This window comes from Bifidobacterium sp. ESL0769 (assembly GCF_029395495.1).
GTDB lineage: Bacteria > Actinomycetota > Actinomycetes > Actinomycetales > Bifidobacteriaceae > Bifidobacterium.
In genome coordinates, this window is record NZ_CP113918.1 from 2,281,126 (window position 1) to 2,301,185 (window position 20,060).

Annotated in this window: 13 protein-coding genes; 2 read left to right on the forward strand and 11 right to left on the reverse strand. The window is 55.1% G+C overall.

The genetic code is table 11. From position 1 onward, the window contains the following. Positions 1 to 40: 40 nt before the first annotated feature. The 7 genes from OZX72_RS08875 to OZX72_RS08905 form a co-directional block, all read right to left on the reverse strand. A complete protein-coding gene (locus OZX72_RS08875; RefSeq protein ID WP_277158330.1) occupies positions 41 to 196 on the reverse strand; it encodes a hypothetical protein in 156 nt (51 codons plus the stop codon). Next, positions 197 to 3,712 carry a BspA family leucine-rich repeat surface protein gene (locus tag OZX72_RS08880; RefSeq protein ID WP_277158331.1) on the reverse strand — a complete coding sequence of 1,172 codons (3,516 nt, stop codon included), beginning with the start codon at positions 3,710 to 3,712 and terminating at the stop codon, positions 197 to 199. Positions 3,713 to 4,183: 471 nt separating this feature from the next. Further along, positions 4,184 to 6,019, reverse strand: coding sequence for an ABC transporter ATP-binding protein (locus OZX72_RS08885; RefSeq protein ID WP_277158332.1), 1,836 nt, complete (start codon positions 6,017 to 6,019; stop codon positions 4,184 to 4,186). A 143-nt stretch (positions 6,020 to 6,162) separates the two neighbouring features. Further along, entirely contained in the window at positions 6,163 to 8,022 is a 1,860-nt protein-coding gene (locus OZX72_RS08890; protein ID WP_277158333.1) for an ABC transporter ATP-binding protein, read from the reverse strand. 165 nt (positions 8,023 to 8,187) lie between these two features. Beyond that, positions 8,188 to 8,715 (reverse strand): transcriptional regulator, encoded by a 528-nt coding sequence (locus OZX72_RS08895; RefSeq protein ID WP_277158334.1) that lies wholly within the window; start codon positions 8,713 to 8,715, stop codon positions 8,188 to 8,190. Positions 8,716 to 9,030: 315 nt separating this feature from the next. Next, entirely contained in the window at positions 9,031 to 9,234 is a 204-nt protein-coding gene (locus OZX72_RS08900; RefSeq protein ID WP_277142805.1) for a hypothetical protein, read from the reverse strand. 396 nt (positions 9,235 to 9,630) lie between these two features. Further along, positions 9,631 to 11,169: an amino acid permease gene (locus tag OZX72_RS08905; protein WP_277158335.1), complete on the reverse strand. Its 1,539-nt coding sequence runs from the start codon at positions 11,167 to 11,169 to the stop codon at positions 9,631 to 9,633. 715 nt (positions 11,170 to 11,884) lie between these two features. Between OZX72_RS08905 and OZX72_RS08910 the strand changes: the two genes are divergently transcribed. Then, a complete protein-coding gene (locus tag OZX72_RS08910; protein ID WP_277158336.1) occupies positions 11,885 to 13,459 on the forward strand; it encodes an amino acid permease in 1,575 nt (524 codons plus the stop codon). 88 nt (positions 13,460 to 13,547) lie between these two features. On the opposite strand, the gene OZX72_RS08915 is transcribed toward OZX72_RS08910, so the two are convergent. Then, positions 13,548 to 14,981, reverse strand: a complete 1,434-nt coding sequence (locus OZX72_RS08915) for a DUF5067 domain-containing protein (protein ID WP_277158337.1) — start codon at positions 14,979 to 14,981, stop codon at positions 13,548 to 13,550. Between the two features lie 366 nt (positions 14,982 to 15,347). Here OZX72_RS08915 and OZX72_RS08920 point away from each other — a divergent pair, with 366 nt between their 5' ends. Next, complete coding sequence (locus tag OZX72_RS08920) at positions 15,348 to 16,541, forward strand: ATP-binding protein (RefSeq protein ID WP_277158338.1); 1,194 nt, start codon at positions 15,348 to 15,350, stop codon at positions 16,539 to 16,541. 66 nt (positions 16,542 to 16,607) lie between these two features. Here OZX72_RS08920 and OZX72_RS08925 read toward each other — a convergent pair whose 3' ends face one another. The 3 genes from OZX72_RS08925 to OZX72_RS08935 form a co-directional block, all read right to left on the reverse strand. Continuing rightward, complete coding sequence (locus OZX72_RS08925; RefSeq protein WP_277158339.1) at positions 16,608 to 17,138, reverse strand: hypothetical protein; 531 nt, start codon at positions 17,136 to 17,138, stop codon at positions 16,608 to 16,610. 565 nt (positions 17,139 to 17,703) lie between these two features. After that, positions 17,704 to 18,414 carry a PAS domain-containing protein gene (locus tag OZX72_RS08930; protein ID WP_277158340.1) on the reverse strand — a complete coding sequence of 237 codons (711 nt, stop codon included), beginning with the start codon at positions 18,412 to 18,414 and terminating at the stop codon, positions 17,704 to 17,706. Positions 18,415 to 18,596: 182 nt separating this feature from the next. Next, complete coding sequence (locus tag OZX72_RS08935; RefSeq protein ID WP_277158341.1) at positions 18,597 to 19,946, reverse strand: D-serine ammonia-lyase; 1,350 nt, start codon at positions 19,944 to 19,946, stop codon at positions 18,597 to 18,599. Positions 19,947 to 20,060: the final 114 nt, after the last annotated feature.

Genomic DNA, 20,060 nt, shown 5'->3' on the forward strand with positions numbered 1-20,060 from the left:
TACGTAGTGAACGGCTTTTGACGTCCGAACCGCTCAGGCTTCAATCCCAAACCAACAACGTGGAGAACCCGGCTATTGCAGGGGTCAGCGCCGAAGCAAACCATCCTTCTTCGGCGACGTCGTCGTAGCCGCCACGCTCGGCGACGTCGTCGTGGTTCGCGGGATTATGCCCTGCTATTGCTCGGCATAAACCCAATCACCGATCGCACACCTCGCTACGGTGCTGGGCATACACCATCTTTTCCCGGCAAATGTAGACAACCACAGCAAGCACCAGCGCCAAGACCAGGAAAATCCACCAGGGGAACGCCGGACGAATCAGGGCAGGTGAGGCCGGTAACGCCTCTTCGCCGCCGCAGATATCGTTGCCAGCCAGGTTAACATTACCGGAAGCCTGCATGATGAATGCTGCGGTATTGGCACGCTTGTCGCCCGACACACAGGGGTTGTGGCGCCGAGGCGCAGCCTGATTACGCTGCTGCGGGACGACCGGAGCGGCGGCCCGAGAAGCGGTTTGCGGCGTAGTTGCCCGCGATGCAACACGAGGAACCGTGACGATTGTCGGCGCGTTGGCCCTGAACACAGGGACGGGCACAGGCACGGCCTGCGTCGGCACAGCCGATGACGTTGACTTGGCATTATTGTTGGCAATTACGCTCTGGCGGTCCTTGGAAGGAGCCTTGGGCTTTGCAGGGGTCTTCGAAGTCGTCGGCTTTGTCGAACCCGCAGGCTGCGTAGGCTTTTCGGGATCAGCGGGTTCACTGGGTTGCGAAGGTCCCGCAGGCGGCAACGGAGCTACCGGGGAAGGCTGTTGCGGAATAGACGGGCCGGTGATAGGCGTGATATGACTGGGCCGAGCCGTCCAAATGCCGTAGAGCTTGACCTTCGTATGGTCAGAAGTCAGATTGACCGTATCTCCGGCCTGATAGGTATGACCATCCTTGTCGGTCCAGCCATGGAACACATGGCCGTTGCTGTCATCGTGGTCGACCGTGTATTCGCTGGGAATAGTCAACGCATAGGTCATGTCTGCCACCTTGTTAGGGCCGCTGGTCACTGTCGGGAATGTCTTGGAGAGAGTTCCGCCGGAAAGGTTGGTGTCGAACTCAAGAGAATAGATATACTGCTTCTTGGCCCTGACCCGCTTCCACTGAGCGTAGATGGTAGTGTTCGGATTGGTTTCGCTAGACTCTGCGTTTCCGGTAACTTTATCGTTGCCTTCTTCGTCATAGGTCCATCCGGTGAACTCGAAGTCCGAAGTCACATCGGCGCCGGTGTCATCGTGAAGCGTGAATATCGTATTCAAATTGGCCGGAATCGCCCAACCAATTGCAGGGGACGCAGAGACAAAGAATGAAGGATTGCCAGTGTACGTTTCATCTTGTTTGACGGTAATCCCCGCTTCCGGAGCATGGGCAGCCATGGACAGCTTGTAACGCGTGGACCACTGTGCATAAAGCGTCAATGTCGGCTTGCCACTGCTCAACGTGACGGGATCGCCGATATGGTAATTGATACCGGTTCCGTCAGATTCCGTCGACCAGCAAACGAACTGGTGGAAACCACTGGTGTCAGAATAGACGTCATCGTTGCTGAGCGTGAACGTATGGCTGGTATCGGTCGTCGTGCTGCTGAGCGTGATGGTGTCACCATCGATGACAGCCCCCGGTTTTCCGTTCTTTTCCAGCGTCAGTTTGTACTGCACCGGCACCTGCTTGCGCTGCCACTGAGCCGTCAGGTGGTTGACACCGGCCTTGAGGGTCAGACTTTGGGTATACGGGTGGTTGGCCGGCGGATACACATTGCCGTCGTCGTCTTTCCAGCCTGTAAACGTATAGTTTTCGTTTGTCGGACCAGAGCCGAAGGTCAAATCGACTTCTTCGGTGTCGTCCGTTCCGTACGAGGTCTGCCTGTTCGGCATGCCGGAAGCATTGCTGCCATCGGGAACGTTGGCCACAAACTCAAGAGTGTAAGAGCGCTCCCACTGATATTCGCCTGCGAACGGATTGCCGCTTTGCGTGCGCGCCGCGAGCTGTCCGGAAGCGTCGTGGTTGCTACGATCACCGTGCCAATCCTCGGTTTCGCCTACACCCTGCGTAAGAACCCACTGGCCACTGTATCCCAAATCCTCGTTAACTGTCGGCTGACCGGTGGCCTGATTGGAACTGAAGAAGTCAGCCTTGATAAGGGTATCCGGCCCAAGTACCAAATCGTGGATTCCGTCGGTACGATCCGCATCACTGTAAGCGATTTCCTTAGGAGTACTGAACATACCCCAGCCATCCGTCAACGAACGGGTGTTCCAATGGGAAAGATCAAGCTTAATCAGGTTGGTCCACTCGAACATGCCCGGCGCACTGGTCAACGACGAGACATCCCATTTAGCGATTTCCGCTGCCCAAGTAGGCTCCCCCGGCACATCGCGGCCGACTTCCCTGAACATTTCGTCCGCTTCCCGCAAATGGGAAACATTCCAATCCCCGATTCCGCGAATCGTGGCCAAATGCCGGTCCTGTTCGAACATGTACTTCATCGTTGTGATGCGGCTGGTGTCCCAACCCCGTACATCCAAGCTCCTCAATGCCCGATCGTTGGTGAACATGGAATCCATTCCATAGCTCCAACTTGGATCCACATGGGAAACGTCCCAGCCATGCAGATCAAGCGACTCAAGAGCGTCCATATACGAAAAGACGTTGAACATATCCCTGACATGAGACACATCCCAGCCTGACAAATCGCCGACACTCGTCAAGGACTTGGCAAACGAGAACAGATAGTTCATATCGTACAGTTTGCTGGTCTGCCAATTCGACAGATCAAGGTTTTGAAGGCTGGAATCATATCGGAACATACCTTCCATGTTGCCGACCTGGGAAACGTTCCAATTGCCGATGTCTCCAACCGCGGTAAGCTGCGAGTCCCGATCGAACATATAATACATAAACCGCACATGAGAGACATCCCACTTATGCAGGTCAAGTGACGTGAGGTGCGTAGCACCCCTGAACATGGAAGTCATATCGGTGACCTGGCTGGTATCAACATCGCCGATACCCACGATTTCCGTCAGCAAATTTTGGCTGGGGCCCCAACCGTTGTATTTGTCGTAACCAAAAAGCCCCGCGCTATCTGCAGGTAGATGGGTGTTGCTGGGATCGTCGAAGACCACTTTGCTGACGTTGGTCAGCACTTCAGACATGAGATACCAATCACCGCTTTTATGGGTGTTGACCCCCAGCGTGCCAGCGCCCACGTGAAGCGTGTAGGTAGAATCCGAATTGACCTCGCAGGTATAGCTGGCCGTGCCCCACGTACCGCCCGGGCACGTGGCCTGCGGGCCGATTGCCGACTGTTGGCCGACCGTGGGCTGCTGGCGTTGCACCGGGCCGTTTGCCTGGGCCGCTGGAGCAACGTCTTTCTTGACCTCGGCATCGGCGGAACCACTTTGACCGGCAGCGCCCGCATCGCCCTTCTTATCGTTGGATTGGCTTAGTTTTCCGGTGGACTGTTGCTGCGCGTCATTGGACGAACCGTTATCGCCGGGCCGCTGCCCATTCTGCCCTTGGGTGGCATCCGCACTCTGCGCGTTGGTCTGCTCACCGTCAGCCGAGCTGCTACCTGTCGACTGCGCCAACGCAGTGACGGCGGTGCTCAGCATCATTGCCGCAGCAGCCAGAACGCCGACAAGTTTCGTGCTCTTTCTACTCATCTCTCGATACCTTCTTAGTGAGACACACTGCATCTCTTTGTATAACGTTTATCGTAATGCAGATTAGAGACAATGTAATATAATGCCTAATAAATCAGTTGATTTTTCTCTGAACGTATGGAAATAATAATCATACCGACATTCTTGCCGGCAAAAACTACGCATATCTACAACACTCGTCTAATCCAATCAAGCCGGTCTCGCCTTCTGGATCAGCTTTTCGGCGCGGATTTTTGCCGAATTCACCACTTAACCGAACATCCACCTCAACAATGCGGTAGGTTCGGCGACAAGTTAACAATATTACTTAAAACGATAAACGTTTACGGAATAAAGAAGCCGTTCACTGCGCGTTTCCACGCAATGAACGGCTTCTTGTTATGTAAAATGCCTTGGCCTCAAACCGAACCGAATGGCAAGCAGCTTGGGCGGGCTTAGATGAGCACTTTCCGGCTTAACGACGAGAAATCCTCACGCGACCAGCGTGGAGAACTGGCTGTTATAGAGGTCGGCGTAGAAACCACCCTTCTTTAAGAGCTCGTCGTGGGTGCCGCGTTCGACGATGTCGCCGTGGTTCATCACCAGGATCATGTCCGCATCCTTGATGGTGGAGAGACGATGCGCGATCACGAAGCTCGTGCGGCCCACGGTCAGGTCGTCCATCGCCTTCTGGATCAGCTCCTCGGTACGAGTATCGACCGACGACGTAGCCTCGTCAAGAATCAGAATCGGCGCATCCTGCACCATCGCGCGGGCAATCGTCAGCAACTGACGCTGGCCCTGCGAAAGCGAGGAATTGTCATCGAGCACGGTGTCGTAGCCCTGCGGCAGCGAGCGCACGTAATGGTCAAGGCCGACGGCCTTACATGCATCCTCGATCTGCTGGTCGGTTACACCCTTCTTGGAGTAAGCGACGTTCTCCTTGACCGTGCCGCGGAAAACCCACGTATCCTGCAGCACCATCGAGAACTGGTCGTGCACATTGGCGCGCGGAACCGTGGAGGTGTCGATCCCGTCGATATACATGGCGCCGCCGTCGATGTCATAGAAACGCATCAAGAGGTTGACCATGGTGGACTTGCCGGCACCGGTCGGGCCGACGATGGCGACCTTCTGGCCGGCTTTGACACTAGCCGAGAAGTCGTGAATAATCGGCTTGCCGGGCTCGTAACCGAAGCTGACGTCCTTGAATTCGACGTCACCACGAACGCGGGTGGGCTTGCCGGTCTTCGGGTCGCGGCCGAGCAGCGCAGACTTCTTGCTTTCGTCGCTCATCTCGGGCTCCTCGAGGAAGCCGAAGACGCGCTCGGAAGCGGCGGCACAACGCTGGAGGTTCTGGAAGGCCTGCGCGAACTGTGAAAGCGGCTGGGTGAAGAGGCGGACGTACATCATGAAGGCCACGATGACGCCGAACTCAATCTGGCCGTTGATGGCGAGCGCACCGCCGACGATGCAGACCGCGACGAAACTCAGGTTGCCGATCATGTTCATCATCGGGCCCATCAGACCGGAGAGGAACTGGCTCTTCCATGCGGAATCATAGAGGTCGTTGTTGTACTTCTCGAAACGGCGGATGGAGTCGGCCTCGCCGTTATAGGCCTTGACGACGATATGGCCGGAGTACATCTCTTCGACGTGACCGTTGACGTCGCCGAGCGCGATTTGCTGGCGGGCGAAGTATTTCTGCGAGAAGTGCATGATGAGCAGCATGACCACAACGCCCAAAACCGAGACCGCAATCGCACAAAGCGTCATGATGACGTTGTTGTAGAACATCATGATCAGCGAGCCGACGAACAACGTGATTGAAGTGATGAGCATGCCCAGCGACTGGCCCAGGGTCTGGCCGATGGCGTCGACATCGTTGGTGATGCGCGAAAGCACGTCGCCGTAGCTGGTGTGGTCGAAGTACTTGAGCGGCAGCTTGTTGATCTTGTCGGAGATCGACTTGCGCAGGCTTTGTGCGATGCGCTGGGTGACGGTGGCCATCATCCAGTGTTGCGCGTAGCCCAAGATGGCATAGCCGGCGTAGAGACCGACCAAAAGCCAACCGATGCGCGTGACCTCGCCCATATCGACCGCGCCCATCACGAGCTTGCCGTGCACCAAGGCGGGCAGGCCCTTGGCGATGGCGTTGGTCATGTTCTTCAGTTGATCCGGCCCGATGATCTGGCAGATGGTGCCGGCCGCGCCCAAGACGAGCGCGATGATGATGACGGGCAGGTATTTGCGGCAGTAACGCACGAGTTTGAGCATCACTCCGCCGAAATCGGCCGGCTTCTCGACCGGTCCCCTCATTCTTGGCATTTTGGCTACTTTCCTATAAATCTAACGTTTTGTTTGTTTTCGTAATCGGCTTGGCCGATGACGGAACGACGGAAGGCGAACGTTTCGTTTCGATATTTATTGGCATATCGTGCTTTCGCAACATTCCCGCCGTTCCTTGTTTATTACGCGGCCAGCTCGTCGGGGCTCAGCTGAGACTCGGCGATCTCCTTGTAGACCTTGCAGGTCTTGAGCAGTTCCTTATGTGTACCCTTGCCCACGACCTTGCCGTCGTCAAGCACGACGATGGTGTCGGCGTCCATGATCGTGCCCACGCGCTGGGCGACGATGAGCTTGGTGGAGTCTGCGGCGTCTTTCTTGAGGGCGTCGCGCACCGCGCGGTCGGTTTTGAAATCGAGTGCGCTGAACGAGTCATCGAAGACCATGATTTCCGGGTGACGGTAGACGGCGCGGGCGATGGAAAGCCGCTGCTTCTGGCCGCCGGAGACGTTGGAGCCGCTTTGTGCGATGGGCGCCTCGTACTTGCCGTCCATACGTTCAACGAACTCGTCGGCCTGAGCGACCTCGCTGGATTCGCGGACGTTGGTCATCTGCTCGGGAGTGAGTTCATCGCGCTTGTCCTCGCCGGCAATCAGCGCCAGTTCACGTTTACGGCCCTTGGCCGTGGATGTATCGGCCACCTCGACGGTTTCGGCGTCTCCGGGTCGGTCGCCGTAGCTCACGTTGGACGCCACGGTGCCCTTGAACATCACCGACTGCTGCGGCACATAACCGATCTTGTCGCGCAAGTCCTTGATGTCGTAGTCCTTGACGTTGACGCCGTCGACGAGCACCTCGCCTTCGGTCGCGTCATAGAAACGCGGCACGAGGTTAACCAGCGAGGATTTACCGGAACCGGTGGCGCCGATGAAGGCGACCGTCTGGCCCTTCTTGGCGGTGAAGTTGATATCCTTGAGCATCGCCTCGCGGGTGTCGGGGTAGGCAAAGCTGACATTCTTGAACTCAACGGTTCCGGTTTCACCGGGCTTGCCTTGAGTGAGCGTTCCGGACTTCACGCTCGGCTCGGTATCAAGCACTTCCAGCACACGCTGGGCGGAAACGTCGGCGCGCGGCCAGAGCACGAAGACCATGCTTAAGAGCAGGAAGGCCATGATGACCTGCATCGCGTAGCTGGAGAAGACGACCATGTTCGAGAAATCGGTGAGCTTGGTGGCCGGCAGTGCCGCGTCCTTGATGAGGTAGGCGCCGATCCAGTAGATTGCCAGGCCAAGTCCGTTCATCACGCTGGACATGACCGGGTTCATCGCGGCCATCGCGCGGGTGGTGAAAAGCTGGGTATTGGTCAAATCGTCGTTGACCTTGGCGAACTTGTTTTCCTGATAGTCCTCGGCATTGTAGGCGCGGACGACGCGCAGACCGGTCAGGTTCTCACGGGCGACGGCGTTGATGTTATCGGTCAGGCGCTGCATCGAACGGAACTTCGGCATCACCATGATCATGATGATAATGACGAAAACCAGCATGATCGCGGTGGCGATGGCCGTGGCAACCGTCCATTCGAAGCCTTTGCCGGCAATTTTGAAGATGGCCCAGACGGCCATGATCGGCGCGCGGAAGACCAGCAGCAGGCCCATGGTAATGAACATCTGAATCTGCGTGATGTCGTTGGTGGAGCGGGTAATGAGTGAAGCCGTGGAGAACTTGCTCATTTCGGCCGGCCCGAAGGATTCCACCTTGCGGAACTCAAGCGAGCGCAGACGCTGGCTGAACGAAGCGCCGACACGGGCCATGAAGTAGCCGACGACGATGGCGCAAATCACCGAGCCCAGAGAGACGAGCAGCATCTTGCCGCCCTCTTTCCAGATTTCAATCATCTTGCTACCCGGCGTCTCGACCAGCGCCGTGACTTTCGACATGTAATCCGGCAGCTTCAGGTCGAAAAAGACCTGCCCTGCGATGAACGCAAGGCTCAGCAGCAGCTGCCCGATCTCGGTTTTGGAGAGATATTTGCTGATGCGAAGCATGAATCCCCTTCCGTATTTGTTTTGGCCCCGGAGTCATAATTACCGAGCACCCATAATGATTAACGATGTTAAATATTTTGTTGACTGAAAGTACAATACTCGTGACTTCTGGATGATGCCTGCTTTTCACCCAACGCGTAGGAAACTGCGAAAACCGATATGTTTCTATGCTTTGGCTGGCGCAGAAGCGGCCTCAGCCTTCTTGTCGCTTCGTTCCCTCTGGGCCGCGAACGCAGCCTTGACCTCTTCGGCAGTAGGCCTCGGAGCGCCGGGCTTGCACACTGACATGTAGGTCATGAATTCCTGGGCAAGGTCGACGAACTCACGAGTGCGGCGCTCCCCCATCTGCGAGAAAATCCAGCGGACGACCGAATCGATGTCATCACGGTCGCGCTCAGCCTGTTCAGTACCTTTCGGCGTCAACGAGACCAGGATATTGCGCCGGTCGTGATCGTCGATTTCTCGTGTGATATAGCCCTTTTTCTCCATCGTGCCAAGCAACGCGGAAATCCTGCCGGAGCTGGCATGCAACGCTTCGGCCAGACGCGAGGGAGTTTGGGTGCCGTGCTTGAGCAAATGACGCAGCACAAACGGCTCTCCCTTGCCCGCACCTTCGACTTGATGCCACATGGCCGACTTGTTGCCATGCACCGTATCGCGCAGCGTCTGCAGCGCTTCCTGTTCGAATCCCATGACCGTTCCGTTTCTAGAAGATTATTGCGTACGTAATGCTAACACTATTAAATAGCTAACACTAGCAATATTTTACCAAATGTGAAGAGTATCATACTTTACATCAGTCAAGGAACCGGTTCTCTGCATTGTCTATTTGCCATTTCTGAACCCCAGCACCATATAAACACTGACAAAGTCCACTTCCTGACAAAACCCCGATTCGCAGGAAAGCCATACCACGAGGCAATAAAAAAACCACCTGCCGCATCAAGCGACAAGTGGCAGCGTCCGCACAAATCAAGCGCAAACGCGGAAAGTTTTAGAAAATTTCAATCAGGCCTTGGCGACCGGACGAAGATCAGCGTGATGACGCTTCAGATACTCGCCAACTGCCTCGCGAATGAGTGCAGAAGGACGAACCTCTTCGTCCGCTGCGCCCGAAAGAACCCAATCAGCCAGCTCTGACGTCGCACGAACGCACCAAGTACGCTCCTGAAGCTGACGAACTCCATGCTGTGCCTTAACTGCCTTAGCCATTTCCTACCTCCGTTTGTTCGTGAAAATCTGCGTTACAGATAGTTTTTATTGTATCACTTTCCCGGCAAACGGGAACAGTTTCGGGCCCATTCGGCGGCCAGCTACCGTTGCACAAACTACATTGATGTAGTATATCCAGATTCCGATACAATTTTAGGTAATACGGCGTTTCATTTTTTCGATTCAAACCCCGCGTTTCACAACGATTTTCACAATTATATTCCAATAATAACTATCGGAAAAATTATTTTTTGCGATACTTTCGGAAAATTAAAAATCGTTAAAAACCTTTTTAAAATTTTTCTTGCTCAGAGCGAAACCCGCCTGAGAGAGGGCGCGTCGAGGCAATCAAACGTTCTAATCGAAGATTTTTTAACGGCAATGGTTATGGTTCTTTCAAACCAAAAGCTCGGCCTCTTTTCCGCGGTAACGAATCAGGCTATAGCCGCCGAACAGCACCAACCAGACCAACCCGGCAATGGCCGATCCGCGCGTATCCGAGGAAAGGAAGAGGGTCGCGTAAATGAACACGAAGAAGATGATCGTCAACGTGTTCGTGACCTTATAAGCCGGCATCACGAAACCGTCAGCCATGAAATCGGAGGACTGGCGATAACGCTGGTGGGCGATCATCGTCAGGACGTAGACGAAGATAATCACGGCGCTGGAAGCCGAAGAGAAGAGCACGAAGACGTTGGAAACCTTCGGAATCGCGTTGATGATCGGCGACAGGAGAATGAAGCAGGCGGAGACCACGATGGCACGTGCCGGCACCTTGCGCTTGGAGACGACGCCGAGCGGACGCAGCACGGACGAGGTGGAGACTTCAGCCAGCTGGAAGAGGTGACGGCCTGCGGAATAGAGCAGGGAGTTCAACGCGGAGGACGCGGCGGTGATCACGACAAAGAAGACCAGCGCCGAAGCCCAGTTGAGGCCCGCGTATTGGAAGACCATGATGAACGGGGAGGCGAAGGAGCCGTCCTTGTTCGGCTTGAACGTGCGCCACGGCACGATGAGCATGATGGCGACAAGCGCGCCGACGTAGAAGATCAGGATTCGCATGATGATCTCATTGATGGCTTTCGGCAGTACTTTGCGCGGGTTCTTGGTCTCTGAGACGGTGACGCCGACGAACTCGATCATCTCGTAGGCGAAGAAGACCATCTGGAAGCTCATCAGAAGCGCTAGCCAGCCATTCGGAGCCAGCGAGAGGCCCTTAAAGATATTGTCGAGCCCCGCATGGCCGGCAGGACTGACGTGATCGAGACCATGAATATGGACGGCCGGATAGTGATAACCGATAACAACCATCACGATAGCAGTGACGATCAGGCCGACAATCAAGGTGATCTTGATCATCGAGAACCAGAATTCCGTCTCACCGAACGCTTTGACGGCGATGAGATTGATAATCGCGAGCACTGCAAGGAAGCAGACCTCGATGAGCGGCTGCCATTTTTGCAGGTTGAAGCCGAACGTGTCGAAGAAGGTGACGAAGTAGGTGCCGACGGCGGTGAGTTCCGAGAGGCCCATCAGGATAAGAACAATCCAGTAGGTCCAGCCCGCGAAATGACCCCAACCGGAGCCGAGGTATTTACCGATGAAGTTGATGAACGTGTGCTGGTTGGGGTCGTAGTACATCAGCTCGCCGATGGCGCGCATCAGAAGGAACATCATCATGCCGACGAGGATGTAGACCAGGATGATGCTCGGGCCGGTCAGCGCAATCGACTTGCCGGAGCCCAGGAAAAGGCCGGTGCCGATGGTGCCGCCGATGGCGATGAACTGGACGTGCCGGTTGCTCAGACCGCGCTCGAGCTTGTTGGCCGTTTCGCCGGCGCTGCCACCGCGGATGTTTGCCGAAGTATCAGTTGCAGCTTTGGCGTTGGTATCGGCATTGGTTCTGGCATTGCTGCTTTCATCCATTTGTGTCATAATTTTCCCTTCGCTTCTTGCTGCTTATACGCGCAATAGTGAATAGAGTACGCCGCGAGAGATGACATCAAGGTTTCGAAGCCCGGTTTTGCGGGGTTTATCACCAACAAAATGGCAATATATGATAAAAAATAACAAAATTAATTGGACACTTTCACATAAGCAACACGCTATTTCAGGGGTTATCGCTCCCCTTCGGCCGAAATGCAAAAGTTTCGGGCCACATCTCATAACGTGGACTATCTCAACGCATAAATGAGAGTTTGCATTGCAAAAAGCAAAACCAGCTTGAAACAGATGGGACGCGGGAACACATTGATATGTAACGCATAACCAGAACGCGCCACAAATCGCCGGAAAGCTTCACCGCATCCTGAACCTATCCACGCAAATATCCGTTTGCACCCTTACACTTTCGACATGTTGGGGGAATTTTCAAACGAGCCGCAAATTCCGACCGCCAGTCACGGCCAAAACGGCCCATGAGTTTTATTTCCGTCGCAACCATCGCGCCGAAGGACGCGATACGTAATACACGAGCAGGGAATCCCGTGAAAGAGGAGCGCCACATGACCAGCGAGTCGGGCACAGCAAGAAGTAACACTACGAGCAGTAAAGGCTGCAACGGTTCGGACATAAGATATATGCCCAGCGCAAGCCACCACCACGCCTCTTTGACGATGACGACATCCCTACTCGCAATGGCGGCCAAAGCATGAGCAGCAACAACGCAAATGCCACTTCCGGCAACAATGCCCAAGCCAGCAAACCCCAGAAACAGGGCGGCAACCACGTCGTCCGCAAGCTCAAGACCCGTCACATCTCGATGATCGCGCTCGGCGGGTGCATAGGCACCGGTCTGTTCATGACCTCCGGCGGCACCATCGCCGAAGCCGGGCCAGGCGGCGGACTCGTGGCCTACGCAGCCATGGGCATCATGATCTACTTTTTGATGACCAGCCTCGGCGAGCTCGCTACCAACATGCCAGTTTCCGGCTCTTTCGCCGTGTATAGCTCCAAATACGTTGACCCGGCGCTGGGATTCGCGATGGGCTGGGACTATTGGCTCAACTGGGCCATCGCCGGTGCTACCGACATCTCGACGGCGGCGCTTTTGATGCAGTACTGGTTCCCGAAATCGCCGGGCTGGGTATGGAGCCTGACGATGCTCGTCATCATCTTTTGCCTCAACGCTTTCGTGGTCTCCGCGTTCGGCGAGACGGAGTTCTGGCTGGCGCTGATCAAAGTCGTCACCATCATCATCTTCATCGTCATCGGCCTGTTGATGATCTGTGGCATCATGTTCCAGCCGGCCATCGGCTTCAAGAACTTCACGTATAAAGGCGGGCCGTTCATCGGCGGCTTGCCCGCCATCATGGGCGTCTTCCTCATCGCCGGCTACTCGTTCCAAGGCACGGAAGTCGTGGGCGTCACCGCCGGCGAATCCGAAAACCCAAGCCAGGCGGTGCCGAAGGCCATCAACAACGTCTTCTGGCGTATCGTGCTCTTCTATCTCTTGTCGATTTTTGTGATTGCGGCCATCATTCCCTACACCGATCCGAATCTGCTCGGCGCCTCCGACACCAACGTCGCGATGTCGCCGTTCACCATCGTCTTCGAGAAGGCCGGTCTGGCAGGTGCCGCAAGCATTATGAACGCCGTGGTGCTGACCTCGATTCTTTCCGCCGTCAACACCGGTGCCTACGCCTCAAGCCGTATGCTTTACGGCATGGCGAAGGACGGTTACGCACCGAAATTCCTCGGCACCACCACCAAGCGCGGCGTGCCGCTGGCGGCGCTCATTACCACACTTTGCATCGAGGCACTGGCCTTCTCGTCGAGTATCTTCGGCCCGAAGTTCTATATGTGGTTGGTCACCGCAACCGGCCTGACCGGCTTCATCTCCTGGATCGGCATCGCGCTGAGCCACTTCCGCTTCCGTCGCGCGTTCAAGCTACAGGGACATAAGCTTTCGGAGCTGAAGTACCACGCGAAGCTCTTCCCATTCGGCCCGATTCTCGCCATCGTCATCTGCCTGGTCGTCATCTGCGGACAGGATATCCCGGCCTTCGCTTCCGGCAACTGGGGCGAAATCCTGATGACCTATTTCAGCGTCATCCTCGTCGCCATCCTTTACTTCGGCTTTAAGTTCACCCATCACACCCACATCGTCAAGCTCAAGGATATGGACGTCTCCTCCGCCCGTCCCGAAGTGTTGAAAGAGACGCGCGAAAAGAGTGCAACGAAGGCAGCGAACGCAACGGGCACGGAGAATGCCGAAAACTCCTAGAAACAACAAAAATCTGCGCCCAAAGATATTCAAACCTTTGGGCGCAGATTTTCAATCGCGGTTTTCTATTACAAAAGCCGTAGTTTTATCACTTAATGTTGATTGTTTGCGTGACGTACGTACGCTCTTTGAAATTGATGCCGGACTGAAGCACCACATTCACAGGCGTTGAGCCGTCGATGAGTTTGTAGGCAACAGTGACCTTCGAACTGGCGTTTGGCGCTACGTCAGCGTCGTAACTATCGAAACTGTATCCCTCAGTATTGTCCGGAAGATAATCCTTTACGAGGGTGATGCCGTTCTGGGAAACCCTGTCGTCAACAGCCTTCAGGAAAGAAGTCTTTTCCTTGCCTGTATTTTTATATTGATAAGTGACAACGAGCGTCCACGCTCCCTCATGATCCTTCGGGCCTCGCTTGGCGGAGGCAATTTTCACTTCGGTATCCGTGAAACTCCCGCTGCCTTTCAGCACCTTCTCTTCCGGGTTCTTGTAGTCCTGCTGCTCTTTCTTCTGCTTATCGTCACCGCGAGGAGAAGCCGAAATTGCGGAAGAATCCGAGAAACTCGGCGTTCCTCCATTGCCGCTGAACGCGCCCATTATGGTATTGAACGAAGCGATGAAGACAATAACCGAAAGGACGGCGGCAATGATGCCGGTAGCAAGACCGCCGATTGACAGGCCCTTGCCGGGAAGCCTTCCGGCGTTGATCTTGCGCATGGACATGAAGCCGGTCACGATGGCGGCGATGCCACAGGCGATGCCGACAATCGGAATCCAGAACAGGACGATGGCGACGATGCCCAGGATCAGCGAGACGATGGCCATACGCGGACGCTGCGGCGCCGGCCCAAACGGTTGCTGCGGCGACATGCCCATCGGCGGCTGAGACGACGTGCCCATTGGGGGCGCAGAGACAGGAGCGGTCGGAGGCTGAGACGACATATCCATTGGCTGCTGATACACAGATCCCGCCGGCTGCGGCGTCGGTATGCCGGCTGCTTGCTGCGGTGCCGAATTTACCGGCTGCTGCCACGAACCCTGCAAATTCTGAGGAGCCGTGCCCGACTGCTGCCATGACGGAGCCTCAGATTGCTGCGATCGTGCGGGATTGGTTGGCTGCTGCGCCGACGAACCGTGCGACTGCTCTGAAGCCGAATCTACCTGCTGCCACGCGGAACCCGACGATTGCTGCGATGCCTCGGAATCCGCCGACTGCGGTACTTGCGCCGGGTTTGCATTCTGCTGTTGCGATTCTGGCTCCGACGAGCGCTGCAGTGCGGAATCCGACTGCTGAAGTACCGAATTTATTGGCTGCTGCCACGGCATGCGCTGCGATTGCTGCGAATCCGCAAAATTCGCCGGCTGCTGAGCTTGCGTCGGGTTTGTGTTCTGTTGCGTCGGGTTCATCTGCTGCGGCGCGGAATCCGCCGACTGCTGCCACGGGTATACCGGCTGGCCGTTGTATGGTGTATTGGGCTGCGGCGACGTGCCGCCACCGTATGGGTTATTATCTTCCTGCATTGTGTTTATTGTCCTTCCAATCACTTCCCGGCAGCGGGCCGTCCACTCCCTTTATTGACAATAGACAATATTAGTCACAATATAATTCCACTCGAGTCCCCAGCAGTATAAACAACACTGTTTCTGCGAATCTGATCACAGCCCGCCGTTGGTGCAAACTTACGCACCCATCTCATCCGTCATGCTCTCAAAGCACCTGCGAGAATCCAAGATTCTGTCAACAGGCTGACAATTTCCGAACTTTCCCGCAAAAGTTGTCAGTAGACTGACAGAACTTTCAATTTTCTATCAATCTTGTCAGTAGACTGACAGAACTTTTAATTTCATGCTAAAGTTGTCAACAGACTGACAGGTTTGGAGTTGAAAATGATTGATCGTCCTTATTATTTGGATTGGCTGGAACGCTGGCGCGATAAGGAACCCATCAAAGTCGTAACGGGAATGCGGCGCAGCGGCAAGTCAAAGATACTCGAGATCTTCCGCGGCCGCCTCGCCAAGGAAGGCGTCAACCCCAAAAACATCATCGCCATCAACTTCGAAAGTCTCGATGAGAGCTACCCAACTGAAGCCAAGCCGCTTTACGACTACATTGTCAAGCGTCTGCAACACGGTCAGAACTATATCTTTTTGGATGAAATCCAGCACGTCGAGCACTTCGAGAAAACTGTGGACGCACTGTATATCCGCAACGATACCGACATCTACATCACCGGATCGAACGCGAAGCTGCTTTCCAGCGAGCTTGCGACACTGCTGACCGGCCGTTACGTCGAACTCAACATGTTCCCGCTTTCGTTCGCTGAGTATCGAACGACCCGGCCACAATCGGAAACCGTCGATCAATCGTTCGAACGTTACCTCACCTACGGCGGCCTGCCATACACCACCTACCTCGACGACGAACAAAGCATTGCCGATTACCTCAGCGGTGTGTTCAACACCATTCTCGTTAAAGACATCGCGGTGCGACACCCGAAAATCAATATGCCCGCTTTCAACGAAGTAGCTGCGTTCCTGGCCGACAACGTTGGCAATATCACCTCGGTCAAAGGGATCGCGGACACGATGAAACAGGAACATAAGGGCATCTCCCCCAACACCGTCCGCGAATATATAGCGGCACTTTGCGAAAACTATCTACTCTTCAGTGCCGAGCGATACGACATCAAGGGCAAAGCCTATATGAAAACACTTGAGAAATACTACCTGGGCGACCCCGGATTCAGATTCTGGTTCCTCGGCAAATCTGGCGGCGACACCGGCCATCGCATCGAAAACGTGGTCTACCTTGAACTTTTGCGGCGTTACCGCACCGTTTCCATCGGAAAAATCGGCACCAAGGAAATTGATTTTTGCGCCACCGATGCCGACGGAGTTCATTATTTCCGGGTTTCGCAGACCGTGTTGGACAGCGCGACTCTCGACCGTGAACTCGCACCGCTGAAAAACATCGACGACAACCATCCCAAAACCTTGCTGACTCTGGACCGCATCGGCAACGGCGACCACGACGGCATCAAGCAGGTGAACCTGCTCGACTGGCTGCTCGATAATCAATAACATCGCCTTTCGTTGCGAATTCCGAAAGTCGCGGATTAACGCACAATCGGCACGACCACTGGGAACCTACACCGTTACAGAAGCCGAATCCACAGCAGGAACCGCGGTGGCAGGCTTGTCGGCATCAGGCTGCTTTTGCTCGTAGGTCGCGGAAACCGTTTGCGGATTTTCCGTCACGATGGTCGTGGTGTTGAACGCCTTGAACGTGGCGAAGCAGGCGAGCGCGACCCAGATGAAGACGAATGCCAAGACCGCGATGCGTTTCCAAGAACCGAGCCGGGAAAGAAGGCCCTGCTTGTTCGCGGAGCTCTTAGTGCTGTCGACGAACTTGTAGCTGCTTGCGAAGTCCTTGTGCTTGCGCGCGAAGACGCCGCGCTTGGCCGGACGACTGTCACCCTTGCTTGCCGCGTTATCGCGCTCCACCGCAAAGCCGCCCGACTTGATCTCGGAATTATCGCGCTTGCCGGCAATCTGCCGATCGGTGACGCCATTGCGCCTAAGCGTAAAGTCATTGTGAAAGTCATTGTGGTTGCCCGCAAAGTCACTTTGCTTGCTTGTGACGTTACCCTGTTTGTTGAAATCGTTACGTGTGGTCATGGCTGTTATCCTTAGAACATTGCGCATTGCCTCTTGTCGGCACTCGTAGTGCCTTCTCGCGCTGGTACAAAATTGCTTTCTTTTTTGTAATGTCTAAGTAGCGTATCGCAATATCGCGTTCGCGTTTTGTCTAGTAATGCGCGAGATGACGCCTGTTTTCACGCATAAGGTTTGATGCGAATTTGCCCCGCCGTGGCCTTTCGTCATACAGCAGAACGTTTCTGCATTACATCAAGACGATAATTACGTTTTTACCATTTTTATTCATTGTGAAGTACGTCACATTATCATGACGTCATACAATGCAATGCGAGTTCCATGCAACGAAACTGTCTGGTTATTGGCAGCCGATTGACAGCCCACCAGCGGCCTATCGGTGACCTATTAACAGTCAGCTACGGCCATCAGCAGCCTATTCAACAATCTGCAACAGCTCATCAACAGGTATCAATAAATACTGTTAACTTATCATCAAAAGGGCTGCCACCGGGGCAGAAACCCGATGACAACCCTGCTGAATTTACGGCTTAACAAACGGAATATCGGTTTGTCAACACAAGAAAACTCATTGCTGATCGTCGATCATATGCAGATAACGGTATGTCGTCGATACTGAGATGCCCAGCTGCTTGGCGACTTTGGCGACCGAGCCTTTGAAATTGAAATAGCCCTGGTCATTCAACTGCGAAATCACGGCAAGACGCTGGTCCAAGCCGAAAGATTCGACGTCCGTACCGGCCTTGGCGCTGGCATCGGCAATCACTTCGGTGGCGACGTCCTCAATCGAGGTGATGAGATTTTCTTCCTCATGCGACTGAGGCGTCTCGCCTTGGGCGGCAAATGAATAGGACGCGCCCACCTCTTCCAGCGCTCGTTCCAGCCTGAGGAAGGGGGTCTGATCGGTATTGATGCATAGAGCGCCGATAATCCGCTTCTTTCGCCGAATAAGATACGTGGACGATATCAAAGCGTTTTTGCTCAGCGCCGTTCTTCCTTGGTAGCCGACGACATAATCCTTGCCGTTCGCATTACCTTCCTGCAATAGTCTGAGCATGAAATCGGTCGCGGGCGCGCCTACTTGACGGCCGGAAACCTGATTGTTGGCAATTGCGATAACGGATTTGTCGGCCTTGGAAGCATCGTGAAGCACTACTTCGCTTCTCGGCCCGAGCACTTTGCCGAGGAATTCGACCAGCGGAACGAATTGCTGGAGCAATTGCGTATCAAGTTTTTCCTCTTCCGCATTGCGAGCGCGAGAAAATCGTTTTGTTGCCATACCCCCATCATATTCGTAACCATGGTATGCATCTGATTCCAAAGGATTCTGCTCATCCATCGGACTTCCTCCTATACAGCAGCCGTATCCCGTTTGCGCAAAAGGGATATAAAAATCGTCAGGCGCGGCACGGCAAACACCACACACACGCCTGACGAAAACCTCACTTCAAAATTCCGGCTTTACAGTAGGCCATTCCCCTTTTCGATATACGATGCCATCTCGTCGCGAGGAACCATCGAGCCGCCCGTGCACCACGAAACGTGGGTGGCGTGCGCCATCTTGGTGTCGTCAAGGCCCATGCGATCACGGTATTCCTTGCCGGCAAGCACGCGCCACGGGCCCACGAAACCGGCGGCTGCAGAAGGCTCGATATCGATATCGCACGAATTATGGAGCTGGGCTTCAATGCGGTAGAGCTCATCATCGTCGATGGTCAGGAATCCATCGATAAGATGCTCCATGGCCTTGCAGACGAACTGCGAGGGACGGCCGCAAGCCAGCCCGTCGGCCGCGGTGACATTGTCGATGCCGAAGTCCTGCACGCAGACGTTGTTGTATTCCTTGGTGTAGGTGCCGATGAGCATTGACGGGCAATGCGTCGGCTCCGCGAGGATGCAATGGACATTGTCGCCGAACACGGTCTTCATGCCGAACGCGACACCGCCCGGGCTGCCGCCGACGCCGCAAGGCAGATAGACGAACAGCGGGTTGTCCTCGTCGACTTCGACGCCGCAAGCCTGCAGTTGGCCCGCGAGACGACGGCCCGCCACCGCATAGCCCAGGAAGAGCGTGGAGGAATTCTCGTCGTCGATGAAGTAGGCCATCGGATCGGCTTCGGCTTCTTTTCTGCCGGCCGCCACAGCCACCGAATAATCCTGCTCATACTCGAAGACGTGCACGCCGTTGGCGCGAAGCTTGTCCTTCTTCCACTGGCGGGCGTCCGCCGACATGTGCACGCTGGCATCGAAGCCAAGCGCCGCGCTCATAATGCCGATGGACAGGCCGAGATTGCCCGTCGAGCCCACGGCGATCTTGTATTGGCTGAAGAACTTGCGCATTCCGGGAGTTCCCAGCTTGCGATAATCGTCATCATAAGTGAGAAGACCGGCATCCATGGCCAAATCCTCGGCGTGCTTCAGCACCTCGTAGATGCCGCCACGGGCCTTGATGGAACCGCTGATGGGAAGCTCGCTGTCGAGCTTCGCCCACAGTTGGCCCGGCAGTTCCTGCCCATAACGCTTCGAAAGGGCGTGGCGCTGGTCGGGAACGGCGACGAGCGGGGATTCGATAATCCCTTCCGTCGGCTTGGTGGACGGGAACAGCTCTTCGATCAGCGGTGCGAAACGCTTGAGCCTCGCCGCGGCGTCATCAACGTCTTTGACGCTCAGCCCGACCTGCTTCATGCCTTGCTCGGTGGGCTGAAGACGGTCGTTGAACCAGGTCGTCTCCTCTTCCTTCATCAGCGTATCAATCAACGGAAATTCGTCAACCCACTGGCTGATTGGCTTTCCCAATACTTCTTTTGTCATTTCGACTCCTTTGTTTCCTTTACTTCCGCCGGGTACCCCATCGATACGCAACGGATTAATTAACGTTCGAAATATAGATATATATAGGTTATATATAGGTGTTGCGTTGCGTGC